Annotated in this window: 13 protein-coding genes and 1 pseudogene; 8 read left to right on the forward strand and 6 right to left on the reverse strand. The window is 72.3% G+C overall.

The genetic code is table 11. The features are described from left to right. Positions 1 to 20 precede the first annotated feature (20 nt). Entirely contained in the window at positions 21 to 2,456 is a 2,436-nt protein-coding gene (locus AB0947_RS37340; protein ID WP_366754833.1) for an FdhF/YdeP family oxidoreductase, read from the forward strand. A gap of 44 nt (positions 2,457 to 2,500) precedes the next feature. On the opposite strand, the gene AB0947_RS37345 is transcribed toward AB0947_RS37340, so the two are convergent. Further along, positions 2,501 to 3,403, reverse strand: coding sequence for a TIGR03619 family F420-dependent LLM class oxidoreductase (locus tag AB0947_RS37345; RefSeq protein ID WP_366754834.1), 903 nt, complete (start codon positions 3,401 to 3,403; stop codon positions 2,501 to 2,503). Positions 3,404 to 3,609: 206 nt separating this feature from the next. Between AB0947_RS37345 and AB0947_RS37350 the strand changes: the two genes are divergently transcribed. From AB0947_RS37350 to AB0947_RS37360, 3 genes and pseudogenes are all read left to right on the forward strand, one after another. Next, positions 3,610 to 4,659 (forward strand): Dyp-type peroxidase, encoded by a 1,050-nt coding sequence (locus AB0947_RS37350; protein WP_366754835.1) that lies wholly within the window; start codon positions 3,610 to 3,612, stop codon positions 4,657 to 4,659. Further along, positions 4,656 to 5,468, forward strand: coding sequence for a family 1 encapsulin nanocompartment shell protein (locus tag AB0947_RS37355; RefSeq protein ID WP_366754836.1), 813 nt, complete (start codon positions 4,656 to 4,658; stop codon positions 5,466 to 5,468). Before AB0947_RS37350 ends, AB0947_RS37355 begins: the two co-directional genes overlap by 4 nt. 243 nt (positions 5,469 to 5,711) lie before the next feature. Further along, positions 5,712 to 5,810: pseudogene (locus AB0947_RS37360) on the forward strand (IS5/IS1182 family transposase); the annotation flags it as partial. A gap of 59 nt (positions 5,811 to 5,869) precedes the next feature. Here the strand turns inward: AB0947_RS37360 and AB0947_RS37365 are convergent. Next, on the reverse strand, positions 5,870 to 6,586 hold the full coding sequence (locus tag AB0947_RS37365; protein ID WP_366754837.1) for an SDR family oxidoreductase: 717 nt from the start codon (positions 6,584 to 6,586) through the stop codon (positions 5,870 to 5,872). 71 nt (positions 6,587 to 6,657) lie between these two features. Between AB0947_RS37365 and AB0947_RS37370 the strand changes: the two genes are divergently transcribed. Together AB0947_RS37370 and AB0947_RS37375 are read left to right on the forward strand one after the other, a co-directional pair. Further along, positions 6,658 to 7,473, forward strand: coding sequence for a helix-turn-helix transcriptional regulator (locus AB0947_RS37370; RefSeq protein ID WP_366754838.1), 816 nt, complete (start codon positions 6,658 to 6,660; stop codon positions 7,471 to 7,473). Positions 7,474 to 7,596: 123 nt separating this feature from the next. After that, a complete protein-coding gene (locus AB0947_RS37375; protein ID WP_366754839.1) occupies positions 7,597 to 8,199 on the forward strand; it encodes a YrhB domain-containing protein in 603 nt (200 codons plus the stop codon). Here the strand turns inward: AB0947_RS37375 and AB0947_RS37380 are convergent. Beyond that, positions 8,180 to 8,827, reverse strand: coding sequence for an HAD family hydrolase (locus AB0947_RS37380; protein ID WP_366754840.1), 648 nt, complete (start codon positions 8,825 to 8,827; stop codon positions 8,180 to 8,182). The two genes, AB0947_RS37375 and AB0947_RS37380, sit on opposite strands and share 20 nt — an antisense overlap. A gap of 143 nt (positions 8,828 to 8,970) precedes the next feature. Between AB0947_RS37380 and AB0947_RS37385 the strand changes: the two genes are divergently transcribed. Continuing rightward, positions 8,971 to 10,215 carry a hydrolase gene (locus AB0947_RS37385; protein WP_366754841.1) on the forward strand — a complete coding sequence of 415 codons (1,245 nt, stop codon included), beginning with the start codon at positions 8,971 to 8,973 and terminating at the stop codon, positions 10,213 to 10,215. 251 nt (positions 10,216 to 10,466) lie between these two features. Next, a complete protein-coding gene (locus AB0947_RS37390; protein ID WP_366754842.1) occupies positions 10,467 to 11,543 on the forward strand; it encodes a hypothetical protein in 1,077 nt (358 codons plus the stop codon). Between the two features lie 12 nt (positions 11,544 to 11,555). On the opposite strand, the gene AB0947_RS37395 is transcribed toward AB0947_RS37390, so the two are convergent. The 3 genes from AB0947_RS37395 to AB0947_RS37405 all read right to left on the reverse strand — a co-directional run bounded on the left by AB0947_RS37395 (position 11,556) and on the right by AB0947_RS37405 (position 13,579). Further along, positions 11,556 to 11,756: a hypothetical protein gene (locus AB0947_RS37395; RefSeq protein WP_366754843.1), complete on the reverse strand. Its 201-nt coding sequence runs from the start codon at positions 11,754 to 11,756 to the stop codon at positions 11,556 to 11,558. Positions 11,757 to 12,008: 252 nt separating this feature from the next. Next, positions 12,009 to 12,650 carry a hypothetical protein gene (locus AB0947_RS37400; protein WP_366754844.1) on the reverse strand — a complete coding sequence of 214 codons (642 nt, stop codon included), beginning with the start codon at positions 12,648 to 12,650 and terminating at the stop codon, positions 12,009 to 12,011. Next, complete coding sequence (locus AB0947_RS37405; RefSeq protein ID WP_366754845.1) at positions 12,650 to 13,579, reverse strand: hypothetical protein; 930 nt, start codon at positions 13,577 to 13,579, stop codon at positions 12,650 to 12,652. The genes AB0947_RS37400 and AB0947_RS37405 overlap by 1 nt, the downstream gene beginning before the upstream one ends. Between the last annotated feature and the right edge of the window lie 35 nt (positions 13,580 to 13,614).

Below are 13,614 nucleotides of genomic sequence, written 5' to 3' on the forward strand. Positions count from 1 at the left end.
CGACGAAGAGAGCGCACGACATGACCGCATCCGATGTTGACCCGACGCCGGACCCGCACCCGCAGGACGGCGCGGTCGGCCGCTCGGCCACCGGCGGCGACGGCCCGGCCGTCGACAAGCGGCCGGCGCACCGCCCCTACCACCACCCGGCGGCCGGCTGGGGCGCCGCCAAGAGCGTCGGCCGGGTGCTGATCAAGGAACGGGCGCTGTTCGAAGGACCCCGGGCCGTCCTCAGGATGAACCACGAGAACGGCGGCTTCGACTGCCCCGGCTGCGCCTGGCCCGACGACACCAAGGGCCTCAAGCTCGACATCTGCGAGAACGGCATCAAGCACGTCACCTGGGAGATGACCGGCAAGCGGGTCGGCGCCGGCTTCTTCGCCCGGCACACCGTCTCCGAGCTGTCCACGTGGTCCGACTTCGCCCTGGAGGACCAGGGCCGGCTGACCGAGCCCCTCGTCTACGACGAGACGAGCGACCGGTACGTCCCGATCACCTGGCAGGACGCCTTCGCCCTGATCGGCCGTGAACTGCGCGCCCTGGACAGCCCCGACGAGGCCGCCTTCTACACCTCGGGCCGGCTGAGCAACGAGGCGACCTTCCTCTACCAGCTGATGGCCCGCGAGTTCGGCACGAACAACCTGCCCGACTGTTCCAACATGTGTCACGAGGCCTCCGGCCGGGCCCTGACGGCGGCCCTCGGCACCGGCAAGGGAACCGCCGACCTCAAGGACTGGGAGACCGCCGACGCCCTGTTCGTCATGGGCGTCAACGCGGCCTCCAACGCCCCCCGCATGCTCACCGCGCTCGCCGAGGCCTACCGGCGGGGCGCGCAGATCGTCCATGTGAACCCCCTGGTCGAGGCGGCGGCGACCAGCACGATCGTGCCGCACGAGTTCACGGACATGGCCCTGTTCAAGGCCACCCGCACCAGCACCCTCAACCTCCAGGTCCGCGCGGGCGGCGACATGGCCCTGCTGCGGGGCATCGCCAAGGCCGTCCTGGAGGAGAGCCGCAGCGACCCCAGGGCGCTCGACAAGGAGTTCATCGAGCGCCACACCCACGGCTTCGACGCCTACCGCGAACTGTGCGAGGCCACCTCCTGGGAGGAACTGCAGGAGCAGTCCGGCCTGACCCGGGCCGACATCCTCAAGGCCGCCGGGATCTACTCCCGCTCCGACCGCACCCTGATCAGCTGGTGCCTCGGCCTGACCCAGCACGAACACGGCGTCGACACCGTCCGCGAGATCGTCAACGTCCTGCTGCTGCGCGGCAACCTCGGCCGGGAGGGCGCCGGCCCCTCGCCGGTGCGCGGGCACAGCAACGTCCAGGGCAACCGCACCTGCGGCATCGACCACCGGCCCCACCCCGAGTTCCTGGACCGGCTCGCCGACGTCTGCCGCATCGACCCGCCGCGCGAACACGGCATGGACACGGTCGACACCATCGAGGCCATGAACCAGGGCCGGGTGAAGGTCTTCGTCGGCATGGGCGGCAACTTCGTGCTCGCCGCTCCGGACACCGCGTACACCTCCCAGGGGCTGCGCACCTGCGAACTCACCGTGCACGTCAGCACCAAACTCAACCGCAGCCACCTGGTGCACGGCCGGAAGGCGCTGATCCTGCCCTGCCTCGGCCGCACCGAGAAGGACCACCAGCGGCGGGGCCCGCAGTCCGTCTCCGTGGAGGACTCGATGAGCATGGTGCACCTGTCGGCCGGCATGAAGAAGCCCGCCTCCCCGCACCTGCTGTCCGAGCCGGCCATCATCGCCGGCATGGCGCGGGCCACCCTCCCGGAGAGCGGCACGCCCTGGGAGTCGTACGTCGAGGACTACGACCGCATCCGCGACACCATGGCCAAGGTCCTGGACGGCTTCGAGGACTTCAACCGCAGGGTGCGGCTCCCGCTCGGCTTCCGCATCAGACAGCCCGCCCGGGAACTGGTCTTCCTCACCCCGTCCGGCCGCGCCGAGTTCTCCGCCGCGCCGCTGCCCGAAGCGCCGCCGCGGGACGACGTGCTCGTCCTGCAGACCATGCGCAGCCACGACCAGTGGAACACCACGATCTACTCGGACGACGACCGCTACCGCGGCATCAGCAACCTGCGCACCCTCATCCTGATGAACGGCGACGACATGCGCGCCCGCGGCATCAAGCCCGACAGCCTCGTCGACATCACCGCCACCGCCCGCGATGGCAGCAAGCGGCAGCTCAAGCGGTACACGGCGATCGAGTACAGCATGCCCAGGGGCTGCGCCGCCGGGTACATGCCGGAGATGAACGTCCTGGTCGCCGCGAGCGACTACAGCACGCAGAGCAACCAGCCCCTGATGAAGAACATCAAGGTGCGGGTCGCGCCCAGTGCCGAGGACCGACCTGGCACGACGACAGCCGGCGCGCTCGCCCACCTGCCCGCGCCGGCCGCCGCGGACCCGGCCTCGCACGAAACCGCGTGAGCGGGGGGCCGACGTCGTACCGGGCCCGGGGGACGGGGGAGCGGTCAGCCGGCGCGCAGCAGGTCGAGCAGCTCGCGCGCGTACGTGAGGGACTCCTCCACCGTCTCCACCTCGTACATGGTGTCCACCATGACGTGCTCGATGCCCGTCCGGTCGCGCACGGAACGGATCGCGTGCGCCACCGCCCGCACGCCCGTGCCCGTGGAGACGTTGACCCGCAGCACGGTGTCGATGTCCCCCGGGTCCCGCCCGGCGGCACGCGCCCACGTGTCGAGCCGCGCCCGCTGGGCGGTCAGGCCGTCGGTGTCCACGTACTCCGGCACCACGCACAGCGGCAGCCACCCGTCCGCGCGCCGCGCGACCCGGCGCAGCGCCCGCTCGGAGAGCGCGCCCAGGTAGACCGGGGGACGCGGCAGCCGGGCGGGCTTGAGCGGGGCGTGGTGCCGGGGCACCGACAGCAGCGCCCCGGAGTACTCGGCGGGGTCCTCGGTCCACACGGCTTCGAGCGCGTCGAGCAGTTCGTCCAGCAGGGCCCCGCGCCGGCTGAAGTCCCGCCCGGCGGCCTCGTACTCCTCCGGCGACCAGCCGATGCCGAACCCGGCCAGCAGCCGGCCGCCGCTGACCAGGTCGATGGTGGTCAGCGCCCGTGCCAGCTGCACGGGCGGGTACAGGGGTGCGATGAGCACGTGTGAACCGAGCAGCACCCGCTCGGTCGCGGCGGCGGCCACCCCGAGGAGCACGAAGGGGTCGGCGGCCGGGTTGAGCTCCGGCGGGATGGTGGTGCCCTGTCCGCCGTAGCCGACGCTGGGCCGCACGGCCGCCAGGTTGCGGTCGCCCACCCAGAGGCTCGCGGCACCGGCCCGTTCCGCCTCCCGCGCGAACTCCGCGGCCCGGGCGACCTCGAACGCCTGACGGTGGAACTGGGGGAGTGCGAATCCGATGCGCATGGCTGCCTTCGCGAGGGTGGGCCGACGGGTGCGCCCAGCCTACACACGCCGAGGCATGTCTCCGGCGCACACGTGTGTCACCGGCCGCGCAAGGTGTCTGCCCGTTCCGGTGAGGATTGTCGCGCGCGGGCGACGGCTTCGCCCTAGAGTGTGGCTGATCCATGCATTCGTCCGTCGCCGAATCGGCTGGGAAGGGTATGACACACATGACCCAAGACGTCCCCGAACCGGTGCCCCAGATGGTCCTGTCCCCGCTGACCAGCGCGGCGGTCTTCCTGGTGGTCACCATCGACAGCGGCGGCGAGACCACGGTCCGCGAGCTGCTGTCCGACGTCGGCTCACTGGAACGGGCCGTGGGGTTCCGCGCCCAGCCCGAGGGCCGGCTCAGCTGTGTCACGAGTATCGGCTCGCACGCCTGGGACCGCCTGTTCGGCGGGCCGCGCCCGGCCCGGCTGCACCCCTTCCGGGAACTGAGGGGACCGGTGCACCGGGCCGTCGCCACCCCCGGCGACCTGCTCTTCCACATCCGGGCCGCGCGGCTCGACCTGTGCTTCGCGCTCGCCACGGAGATCATGAGCCGGCTGCGCGGCGCGGTCACGGTCCAGGACGAGGTGCAGGGCTTCAAGTACTTCGACGAACGCGACCTGCTCGGCTTCGTCGACGGCACGGAGAACCCGACGGGTGCCGCGGCGCGCGCGGCCGTGCTCATCGGCGACGAGGACCCGCCGTTCGCGGGCGGCAGCTACGTCGTCGTACAGAAGTACCTGCACGACCTGGAGGCCTGGGAGGCCCTGCCGGTCGAGGCGCAGGAGCGGGTGATCGGCCGGCGCAAGCTGTCCGACGTGGAACTCGCCGACGACGTCAAACCCGCCGACTCACACGTCGCCCTCACCACCGTCACCGACCCGGACGGCACCGAGCACGAGATCCTGCGCGACAACATGCCCTTCGGCGCGGCCGGCCGGGGCGAGTTCGGCACCTACTTCATCGGCTACGCCCGCACCCCCGAGGTGACGGAGACGATGCTGGAGCGGATGTTCCTGGGCACGGAGTCGGCGCCGCACGACCGGATCCTGGACTTCTCCACCGCGGTCACCGGCACCCTGTTCTTCACGCCGTCCGCGGACTTCCTCGAAGACCTCCCCGAGCCGCCGGCCGCCGGGGCCGTCGCCGCCGCCACACCGACCGACAGCCAGGTCCGATCCTCGGGGTCCTCCCTCGGGATCGGCAGCATGAAGCGGAGCCTTTCCCGATGAACAACCTGCACCGTGAACTCGCGCCCGTCTCCGAGGCCGCGTGGGCCGACCTGGAGGAGGAGGCCCGCCGCACCTTCAAGCGCCATGTCGCGGCCCGCCGCGTCGTCGACGTCCCCGAACCGGGCGGCGTCGGGCTCGCCGGCGTGGGCACCGGTCACCTGGACGCCCTCGACACCCCCGCGGACGGGGTCATCGCGCACACCCGCCGCTTCCAGCCGCTGGTGGAACTGCGGGTGCCGTTCACCGTGGACCGCCGGCAGGTGGACGACGTCGCCCGGGGCGCCAAGGACGCCGACTGGCAGCCGGTGAAGGACGCGGCCCGGCGGCTGGCGTTCGCCGAGGACCGGGCCGTCTTCGAGGGCTACCCGGCGGCCGGGATCACCGGGCTGCGGGCGAGCTCGGCCAACCCGGAGCTGACGCTCCCCGCCGACGTGCGCGACTACCCGGACGCCGTCAGCCAGGCGGTCACGGCCCTGCGCCTGGCCGGTGTGGACGGCGCCTACACGCTGGCGCTGAGCGCCGAGGCGTACACGGCCGTCAGCGAGACCTCCGACCACGGCTACCCGGTCATCAAGCACCTCGCCCGGCTGCTCGACGGCGACATCGTCTGGGCGCCCGCCATCGACGGCGCCTTCCTGCTCTCCACCCGCGGCGGCGACTTCGAACTGCGCCTCGGCCAGGACGTGTCGATCGGCTACCTGTCGCACGACGCGACGAGCGTCACCCTGTACTTCCAGGAGACCCTGACCTTCCTGGCGTACACCGGGGAGGCCGTGGTGGCCCTGTCACCCGCCCCGGCCGGCGCCTGACGCGCGAGCGGCACCGGGTGGACGTGCGGCCACCCGGTGCCGCGCCGTTCCCGGCGTGCCCCTCCTGCGGCAGTTCGACGCGCTCGATGTAGCGGACGATGACGAGGTAGCCGACCACGGCCATGGCGGCGCAGGCGCTGACGAGGGCGAGGGCGAGGTCGATGTGCCGCCCCGCGCGAGGCGGTCGGAGAGCCGGCCGCCCAGGACACCGCCGGCGAAGCCGCAGATCGAACGCACCCACCCTTCCTCGACCTCGCCGACACCGTCATCGCCGTCCGTAGCCTGATCCGCCGGGCCTGGACGACCCACCGGTGGGACGACCGCCCGAACCGCTGCCCATGAGCGCGCACCTGTCTGCGCGGCCTCCTTGCGCCGCTGCCAAACACGCTTCGCAGCGCCGCTCACCAGGGCACCGGCGTTCCGTCCCAGGAGAAGAAGCCACCGGTGGGGCCGTCGTCCGGCAGCAGGGCCAGGCGGGCGGCTCCCCGGGCGGCCTCGGCCGGGTCGTCGCCGGCAGCGGCGGCCAGGGGGTTGAGGTCGGTGGCCCGGATGCCGGGGGCGAGCGCGTTGACCTTGAAGCCGTCCTCGGCCAGCGTCTGGGCGTAAAGGACGGTGAGGGCGTTGAGGGCGGCCTTGGACGACCGGTAGGCGGCGGCGCCACCGCTTCCCGGGGTGAACTGGGGGTTGGGGTTCGTGCTCCAGGTCAGCGATGCGGTGCCGCTGGAGACGTTGACGATGCGCGGATGCGGGGACCGGCGCAGGGCGGGCAGGAAGGCATTGGTCACCGCCACCACCCCGAAGACGTTGGTCTCGTACGTGCGCCGGAACTCCTCGACGCTCGTGTGAGCCGGCGGGGCGAGTGACGGTGAGATCCCGGCGTTGTTGACCAGCACGTCCAGACGGACCACCTGGGTCGCGGCCCGTGCGATGCCGTCAGGATCTGTCACGTCGAGGACCAGCAGGCGGGTGCCTGCGCCGATCTCCTCGACGGCTCGCTGTCCGAGCCCGCGGTCGCGAGAGCCCACGTACACGGTGAGGCCCTCGGCGGCGAGGAGCCGGGCGATGTGCTTGCCGATGCCCTTGTTGGCACCGGTGACCAGAGCTGTGCGATCGTTCATGGCAACTACCGTTCCCTGGCTGTGGGCGCCCTGCCAGGGACAACCTGTACCAGGCAGTGGGAGGAAGCGGCATGGCACGGCAGGAGCTGGCCCGCTTCCTGCGGGACCACCGGGCGGGCCTGCGTCCACACGAGATCGGCCTGACGGCGACGGGCACCGATCGCCGGACACCGGGCCTGCGCCGCGAAGAGGTGGCGGAACTCGCCCACATGTCGGTCGACTACTACACGCGGCTGGAGCAGGCCCGGGGCCCGCGGCCGTCCACTCGGATCCTGGACGCGTTGTCCCAGGCACTACGGCTCACGCCGGCCGAGCGCAGCCACCTGTTCCGCCTGGCGGGATCGAGCGCGCCGCCCGGCATCAGCGCCGTGCGGAGGGTACGCCCGCATGTGGCCCGGATGCTGGAGCGGTTGCCGGAGACCGGCGCCATCGTCACTGACGCGGCGTACGGCGTCGTCGCCTGGAACCCCCTGGCCCAGGCACTGCTCGGCGGCGATCTCGGAGGCGGGAGGACGAACCTGGCCCGGCGCCGCTTCCTCGGCCAGGGGCGGATGTACGAGAGCTCCAGCGCCGAGGAGTTCGGGCACATCGTGGTGGCGCGGCTGCGACGGGCCGCCGACCGCTACCCGCATGACCCGCAGCTGACCGCTCTGCTGGCCGAACTGCACGCCGGCAGCGAGGAGTTCCGACAGATATGGCACACGCGTCCGGTCCACGCCCCCGGGCACCGCACCAAGATCCTCGATCACCCGGAGACCGGCACGCTGCGGTTGAACTGTGACGTCCTGCTCGTGCCCGAGGACGACCAGGAAGTCGTCCTGATCACGGCCGACCCCGGATCACCTGCCGCGCGGACCCTGCACAGGATGGCCGGGCAGGCGACCTGAAGCAGCGCGCCCGCCCCTGGCCGACCTGACGGCGACGGAACTCGAAGAGCTCACCCGCCGCCGTGGCGCCGGGCCGTGCGAATTCGGTGGTCGGTGAAGGGGCCGGTACGGGATGCTGCACGCGTGATCGCGAGAGAAGCCGCCATTCGGACTGTCGAAGAACAGTTGGAGCGCGACTATCAGCAGTGGCGGGCCGTGGACGCGGACGCGCAGCGGATGGCCGTGGCCGGTGTCAAGGAGCACGAACTGGCGTGGATCGTCTTCTGGAACTCCGAGCAGTTCGTGCGCACTCGGCAATGGCGGTACATGCTGGTGGGCACGGGGCCGTACCTGGTCGACCGCGTCGACGGGGGACTGCACCAGATCGGCGTCGTCTCCGCGAAGACAGGGGAGTGGGAGGCCGACTACCGGGCCCGGATACGCGGGTTGCCGGTCGCGGCGCCCACCGCGGTGGACGATCTGCACGACGCGCTGCGTGAAGTCGCCGCCCGGCGCGGCCGCATGCGGGCCGTGCGGGCCCTGCGCCAGAGGCTGCCCGTGCTCTCGCCCGCGGAGGCCATCGAGTACGTGAGCGCGTTGCTGGACGGTGACGCGCCCGCGCGCCTCGTGGCCGTCGCCACCGAGGAACTCGTCGAGCCTGTCGAGCCGGTGTTCGCGGTCACGACCATCCGGAGTGGAGCCGGTGGCCGGCCGGTGGGGTGTGGGGCTACTGCGGGGAGTGGGTGAGCAGGTAGTCGATGGCCTCGCTGACGTCGTCCACGGTGTGGTGGGGGGTGTCCAGGCCGTCGGGCCAGGTGCGGCCCCGGACCCATATCGTGCGCAGGCCCGCGCCGTAGCCGCCGGCGATGTCCGCTTCCGGGTCGTCGCCGGTCATCCAGTCGCCCGGGGTGAGCTGGGTGCCGCACCGTGCGGCCGCGAGCTCGAAGAGCCTCGGATCCGGTTTGCGGACGTCGATGTCGCCGGACGCGGCGATGCCGTCGATCAGGTCGGCGAGCCCGGTCGCGCGCACTTTCGCGCGCTGGATGTCGCTGGAACCGTTCGTGGCGACTCCGATGCTCCAGCCGGCGTCCTTGAGGCGGGTGAGCGCGGCGAGCACGGTGGGGCGGCAGGTCACGGCGGACGCCATGCGGTCGATGTAGACGCGCCAGAGGTGATCAGCGGACTCGGCGATCCGGAAGGCGGCGCGCAGGCGGTCGAAGTCGGACCGGTCGGCGCGGTCGGCGAGTTCGGTCAGCAGCCAGGTCTCGATCTCCGGGCCGTAGCCATGGTCGTGGCTGAGGGTGGCTATGGCGTCGGCGACGGCACTGGTGCGGTCCACCAGGGTGCCGTCCAAGTCGAAGATCGCGAGTCTCACGAGCACGGACCCTACCCGGCCCCCCGCGGACACGGACAGGTGCGGGTAACCCCCCTGTGCGACGACCGGCCTGCCGGATGGTGGCGGACGAGCCGGTCCACGAGGGTGAGGGGGTTGTGAACACGTACAGACGAGGAGGCCCCATGCAGACCCGCCGCACCGCCTTGCTGTCCGCCGTCGCCGCCGCCGTCACCCTGTCCGCCACCTCCGCGCGGACCGCCTCCGCCGCCCCGCGCGAGGACCGGCTCGTGCGGCTGACGCTGCCCGCACCCAGTGGGCCGTACCCCGTGGGAACCGTCTCGCTGCGCCTCGTCGACGCCTCGCGCCCCGATCCCTGGACGACCTCGCAGCCGTACCGGGAGCTCATGGTCGGCGTCCGGTATCCGGCCCGCGCCGCCGGCGCGTACCCGGCCGCCCCCCAGATGCTCCCCGGGGAGGCCGCCGGGTTCGCCGCTCTGAACAACCTCTCCGGTGTGCCGGGCGACGAGGTCGACTGGTCCGCCACGCGTACCCACGCTCATGAAGGCGCCCCGGCCGACCGGGACTCGGGCCCGTACCCGGTCATCTGCTACTCGCCCGGCGCCGGGGACCCGCGTTCCCTGGGCACCACGCTCTGCGACGACCTCGCCTCCCGGGGATATGCCGTCGTGACGATCGACCACACCTACGACGCCACGGCTGTCCAGTTCCCCGGCGGCCGTGTCGAAAGCACCGTCCTTCCCGCGGAGTACGCCAAGGCGTACCCGGACCCGGACCGCATCACCGCGCTCCTGCGGAAGACGCTGGCCGTGCGGGTGGCCGACACCCGCTTCGTCCTCGACGAACTGCCCCGTGCGCTGCCCCCGGGTTTGCGCGGCTCGCTGGACCTGGACCGCATCGGCATGTTCGGCCAGTCGGCAGGAGGTTTCACGGCCTTGCAGGCGATGCACGACGACCCGCGCATCGCGGCGGCGGCCGACCTCGACGGCGTCCTCGCCTACGTCCAGGACGACGGCACCCCCGGCAACCTCTCCACCGTCGCCGCCGACGGCCTCGACCGCCCCTTCCTGCTGATCGGCAAGGAGGGCAACGACCTCGGCACCGTGCCGTCCTGGGACTCCCTGTGGCGGCGCGGTCACGGCTGGCGCCGGGGCCTGACCCTGCGTGGCGCGTCACACGCGACCTACACCGACGCGGAGGCGGTCGTCCCGCAGATCGCCCATCGGCTCGGCCTGCCCCGCGAGACGGTCGTCGAGAACATCGGCACCATCGCACCGCGGCGCGCGATCGGCGCTCAACGGGCCTACGTCGCCGCCTTCTTCGACCGCTGGCTGCGCGGCCGGGACGACCACGGCCTGCTGGACGGCTCGTCGGACCGCTACCCGGAGGCGCGCTTCTTCCCCCGGTGACCAGGGGTGTGTACGTGGCGCGCAACCTCCACCGCCGCTTCCGGACCCGGTGACCCGTCCGCAGACCCGCGCAGCCGCACCACCGCGACTCGCCACCGGCGTGCCGGAGCGGTCACCCGACCCGCCGGGCGGCGGCCCGGCACGCCTTCCGCCCGCGAAGCGGTCCGGCACGGGAACGCGGGCCCGCGTGCGGACACGGATCGCACATTCCTCTGACCGCTTCCTGACATGGCGTGGCTACCGTCCCGCGCATGCCCTCACCTTCCGACCGTCCACGCGGTCACCAGGACAGCACCCGCAGGACCCTCCGGCACGCGCTCTGCGCCACCGTCGCGGTGTCGTCGGCCGTCGTCGCCCTGGTCACACCGGCCGCGGCCGCCGGCGCCGCAGCGCGGACGGATGCCCTCACCACCCACGCCGGCGCCACGACCGCACAGGAGCGCGACCGGATCGACGCCTACTGGACCCCCGAGCGGATGAAGCTGGCGGGGGCCCTGGTCCCCGAGATCACCCCCGTGCCCGAGGACGACAACACACCGGACGACCCGCGGCCGCTCCCCCCGGACACACCGGACCCCGGGTCGGTGTGGACCCACGGCGGGGCGGTGGAGAAGAACGTCGGCCGCCTGTTCTTCACCTTCTCCGACGGCTACGACGGCAGTTGCACCGCGACGGTCGTCGCCGGCGCCAACCGCAGTACCGTCGTCACGGCAGCCCACTGCCTCAGGGGCGTCGGCTCGCCTTCCGCCGACGACACCTGGAACCACAACTTCTACTTCGTGCCCGGCTACCGCAACGGCACGAAACCGCTCGGCGGCTTCACCATCAGGACCATGGCGACCTCGTCCCGCTGGGACGCCGATCCGGACACCACGGACTCGTCGGACGTCGCCGCCGCCGGCTACGACACGGGACTCCTCGTGGCGAACCCCGCCGCCGGCGGGCGTCCGATCGCGGACACCACCGGAAGCCAGCGCATCGGGTTCGGCCGGCCCGCCGAGGGCGAGTTCGTGCACGCCTTCGGGTACCCGGACTACGGACTCAACGACCCCGGGGACAGGTACGTCGGCTCCCGGATGATCCACTGCGCGGGCCCGAGCCACCCCGGTCCCAAGACCCCCCTGCTGTGGGGTGAGACCTGCGACATGTCCGCCGGGTCGAGCGGTGGCCCGCACCTGGCCGGTTTCGACACCCGCACCGGTACCGGCACCGTCGTGGGTGTCACCACCACCGACGAGGAACTCGCGGGCGGGCAGGGCCCCGCGCTCTACGCCACGCGCTTCGGCGCCGACGCCCACCGCCTCTACGACTGGGCGCAGTCGCGATAGGACCGGCGGCGCCTACTGGTAGCAGGGGTTCCCGCAGAGCACGGTGACCGTGTCGCTGCCGTCGGCCGCGACGGAGGCGGTGCCGTGCGCCGGGGCCGTGGGGGTCCTGCTGGTCTCCCAGGGCATGGGGGCGGCCACCGCCCGGGGGGCGAGGGCGGTGAAGGCCGCGGTGGCCACGAACAGGGCGGAAACCGCTCGTTTGCGCAGACGCATGCGTACTCCTCGATCGATGGGCCGGTGAGGTGCGGCCGCCGGCGTGCCGCTCGGACAGGCCGCCGCCGCTCACACCCAGCCTCGGGGTCCGGCCGGCCCGAAGCGAGGTTCACCGCGGAGATTCGGCACATCTCCATACCATCACCGCGAATGGCGGACCGGGTTCCGGGCACGGCCCGCATGGCTTTCCGCCACGGGAGAGCGGGGCGGGAGTCGCCTCCCGCCCCGCTCCGTCGCGCCCATGGGGGATCGTCAGCGCAGCGTGTACGCCGTCGGGATGGTCTGCCGGACGGTGTTGCCCTGGCTGTCGGTGGCGCTGATCCTCAGTCCGACGCCCTCGGCGGCCTTCTCCCGCCGCGGATTGCTGATGGTGGTGGTGAACGTGTTCTTCCCGGCCGCCTTCGTGGCCGCGGGCTGCCAGGTCCTGCCTCCGTCGAAGGTGGTCTCCGCCTTCAGCGAGGTCACCTCGGGCAGCGCGGTGAGCCGCGGCTGGTAGTAGCCGACGACGGTGACCTCGTGCTTCTCCCCGGCCTTGGCCGTGTTGTCGAGAGCCAGGCCGAAGTCGTAGCGCAGGAAGATCAGCGGCTCGGGGCGGCAGGCCGCCTGGTTGCTGCCGACCAGCTCGCCGATGCACGGGTTCTGCTCCGGGGCGTCGTCCTTGGTCGCCGTGGCGGAGTCGTACTGCCACACCGTGGTGACGTCGTTGGTCCGCGTCTGGAACGTGTACCGGGCGGACTTGGCCGGGAGGTCGTAGGAGACGAGGTCACCGCCCTTGCAGCCGGCGAGCGCCAGCACCGCTGCGGCGGCGAGCGCCATGAGGGCTCCTCTCCTGCGCCGCGCCGATGTCACCGGGGTGCTCATCGTGTCGGTCTCCTTCGCGGTGTCGAGTGCCATCACAGGGTCGTCCAGTCCACGTCGGGGAGGTGCTCCGTGCGACGCCCGATCTCGTCACCGGACGCGTCCAGCAGCGTGAAGTCGCAGACGGAGTCGAGGTTCGGCACCGTGGGCGAGGGAGCCGTCCCGCACGAGGACAGGTTGACGAAGTCGTGCTGGAGCAGTTCGTCGCCGACGATGCCGATCAGGGCCTGGCGTCCGCCGCCGCTGCCCGTCAGGTAGAGGGTGGGGTAGAAGGTGTCGCCCTGCCGGCAGCCCGAGCACGGTCCGGCCGCGATCGTGAAGCCGGACGCGGTCCGCACCTGCCGCGCGGCGCCCGGCACGGCCGGCCCCGCGTTCCAGTCGATGTCGTTCCTGCCGGTGAGGACCAGGTCGTTCACCTCCTGGCGGTTGTGCGCGATGAAGTAGTCCGCTCCGTGCTCGGCCCAGGAGGCGGTGAACCGGCTGATGGCGTTGTCCTCCCGCTTGACGAAGGCCGTCATGGTCCGCTGCGTGGAGGGGTGCGGCAGGGACACCTGCGAGGTGGCGGGCGTGGCCTGGAGGGACTGCAGCCAGCTCAGCTGGTGCACCTCCCCGGGGCGTGCCGCGTGGAAGTGGAGGTCGACCCGGTCGAGGCCGTCCTCGCCGATCCGGTAGTCGCTCGGCCGGATCTGTCCGTTGTCGTGGTACGTGGCGGCGTACGCCCTCGGTACGACGCTGCCGCCGAGGCCGATCCGGACGTGCGACGGGTCGGCCTCGATCCGCTTGATCAGGGCCTCGGCCTGGGCGTAGGGCAGGCTCACGACGGGCAGTGCGGCGTACGGCTGGATCGCCGGGCAGCTCTGCGGCCCGTCCAGGCACTCGTCGAACGTCGCCGGATTGCCGAGGGAGGTGAGGCCCGGTGCCGAGACCAGCACGCCGGTGGCGCCGGCGTCGGCTGCGGCGGCCACCCTCTTGCGGAGCTCCGTGTGGTCGCAGGCGCCCT

This window comes from Streptomyces sp. NPDC047841 (genome assembly GCF_040704085.1).
Lineage (GTDB): Bacteria > Actinomycetota > Actinomycetes > Streptomycetales > Streptomycetaceae > Streptomyces > Streptomyces argyrophylli.

What these genes read in the sequence shown, in the direction of transcription:
- AB0947_RS37340 (WP_366754833.1), top strand. Translation starts at nt 21, where the DNA reads ATGACCGCATCCGATGTTGACCCGACGCCGGACCCGCACCCGCAGGAC.
- AB0947_RS37345 (WP_366754834.1), bottom strand. Translation starts at nt 3,403, where the DNA reads ATGCGCATCGGATTCGCACTCCCCCAGTTCCACCGTCAGGCGTTCGAG.
- AB0947_RS37350 (WP_366754835.1), top strand. Translation starts at nt 3,610, where the DNA reads ATGACCCAAGACGTCCCCGAACCGGTGCCCCAGATGGTCCTGTCCCCG.
- AB0947_RS37355 (WP_366754836.1), top strand. Translation starts at nt 4,656, where the DNA reads ATGAACAACCTGCACCGTGAACTCGCGCCCGTCTCCGAGGCCGCGTGG.
- AB0947_RS37365 (WP_366754837.1), bottom strand. Translation starts at nt 6,586, where the DNA reads ATGAACGATCGCACAGCTCTGGTCACCGGTGCCAACAAGGGCATCGGC.
- AB0947_RS37370 (WP_366754838.1), top strand. Translation starts at nt 6,658, where the DNA reads ATGGCACGGCAGGAGCTGGCCCGCTTCCTGCGGGACCACCGGGCGGGC.
- AB0947_RS37385 (WP_366754841.1), top strand. Translation starts at nt 8,971, where the DNA reads ATGCAGACCCGCCGCACCGCCTTGCTGTCCGCCGTCGCCGCCGCCGTC.
- AB0947_RS37390 (WP_366754842.1), top strand. Translation starts at nt 10,467, where the DNA reads ATGCCCTCACCTTCCGACCGTCCACGCGGTCACCAGGACAGCACCCGC.
- AB0947_RS37395 (WP_366754843.1), bottom strand. Translation starts at nt 11,756, where the DNA reads ATGCGTCTGCGCAAACGAGCGGTTTCCGCCCTGTTCGTGGCCACCGCG.
- AB0947_RS37400 (WP_366754844.1), bottom strand. Translation starts at nt 12,650, where the DNA reads ATGGCACTCGACACCGCGAAGGAGACCGACACGATGAGCACCCCGGTG.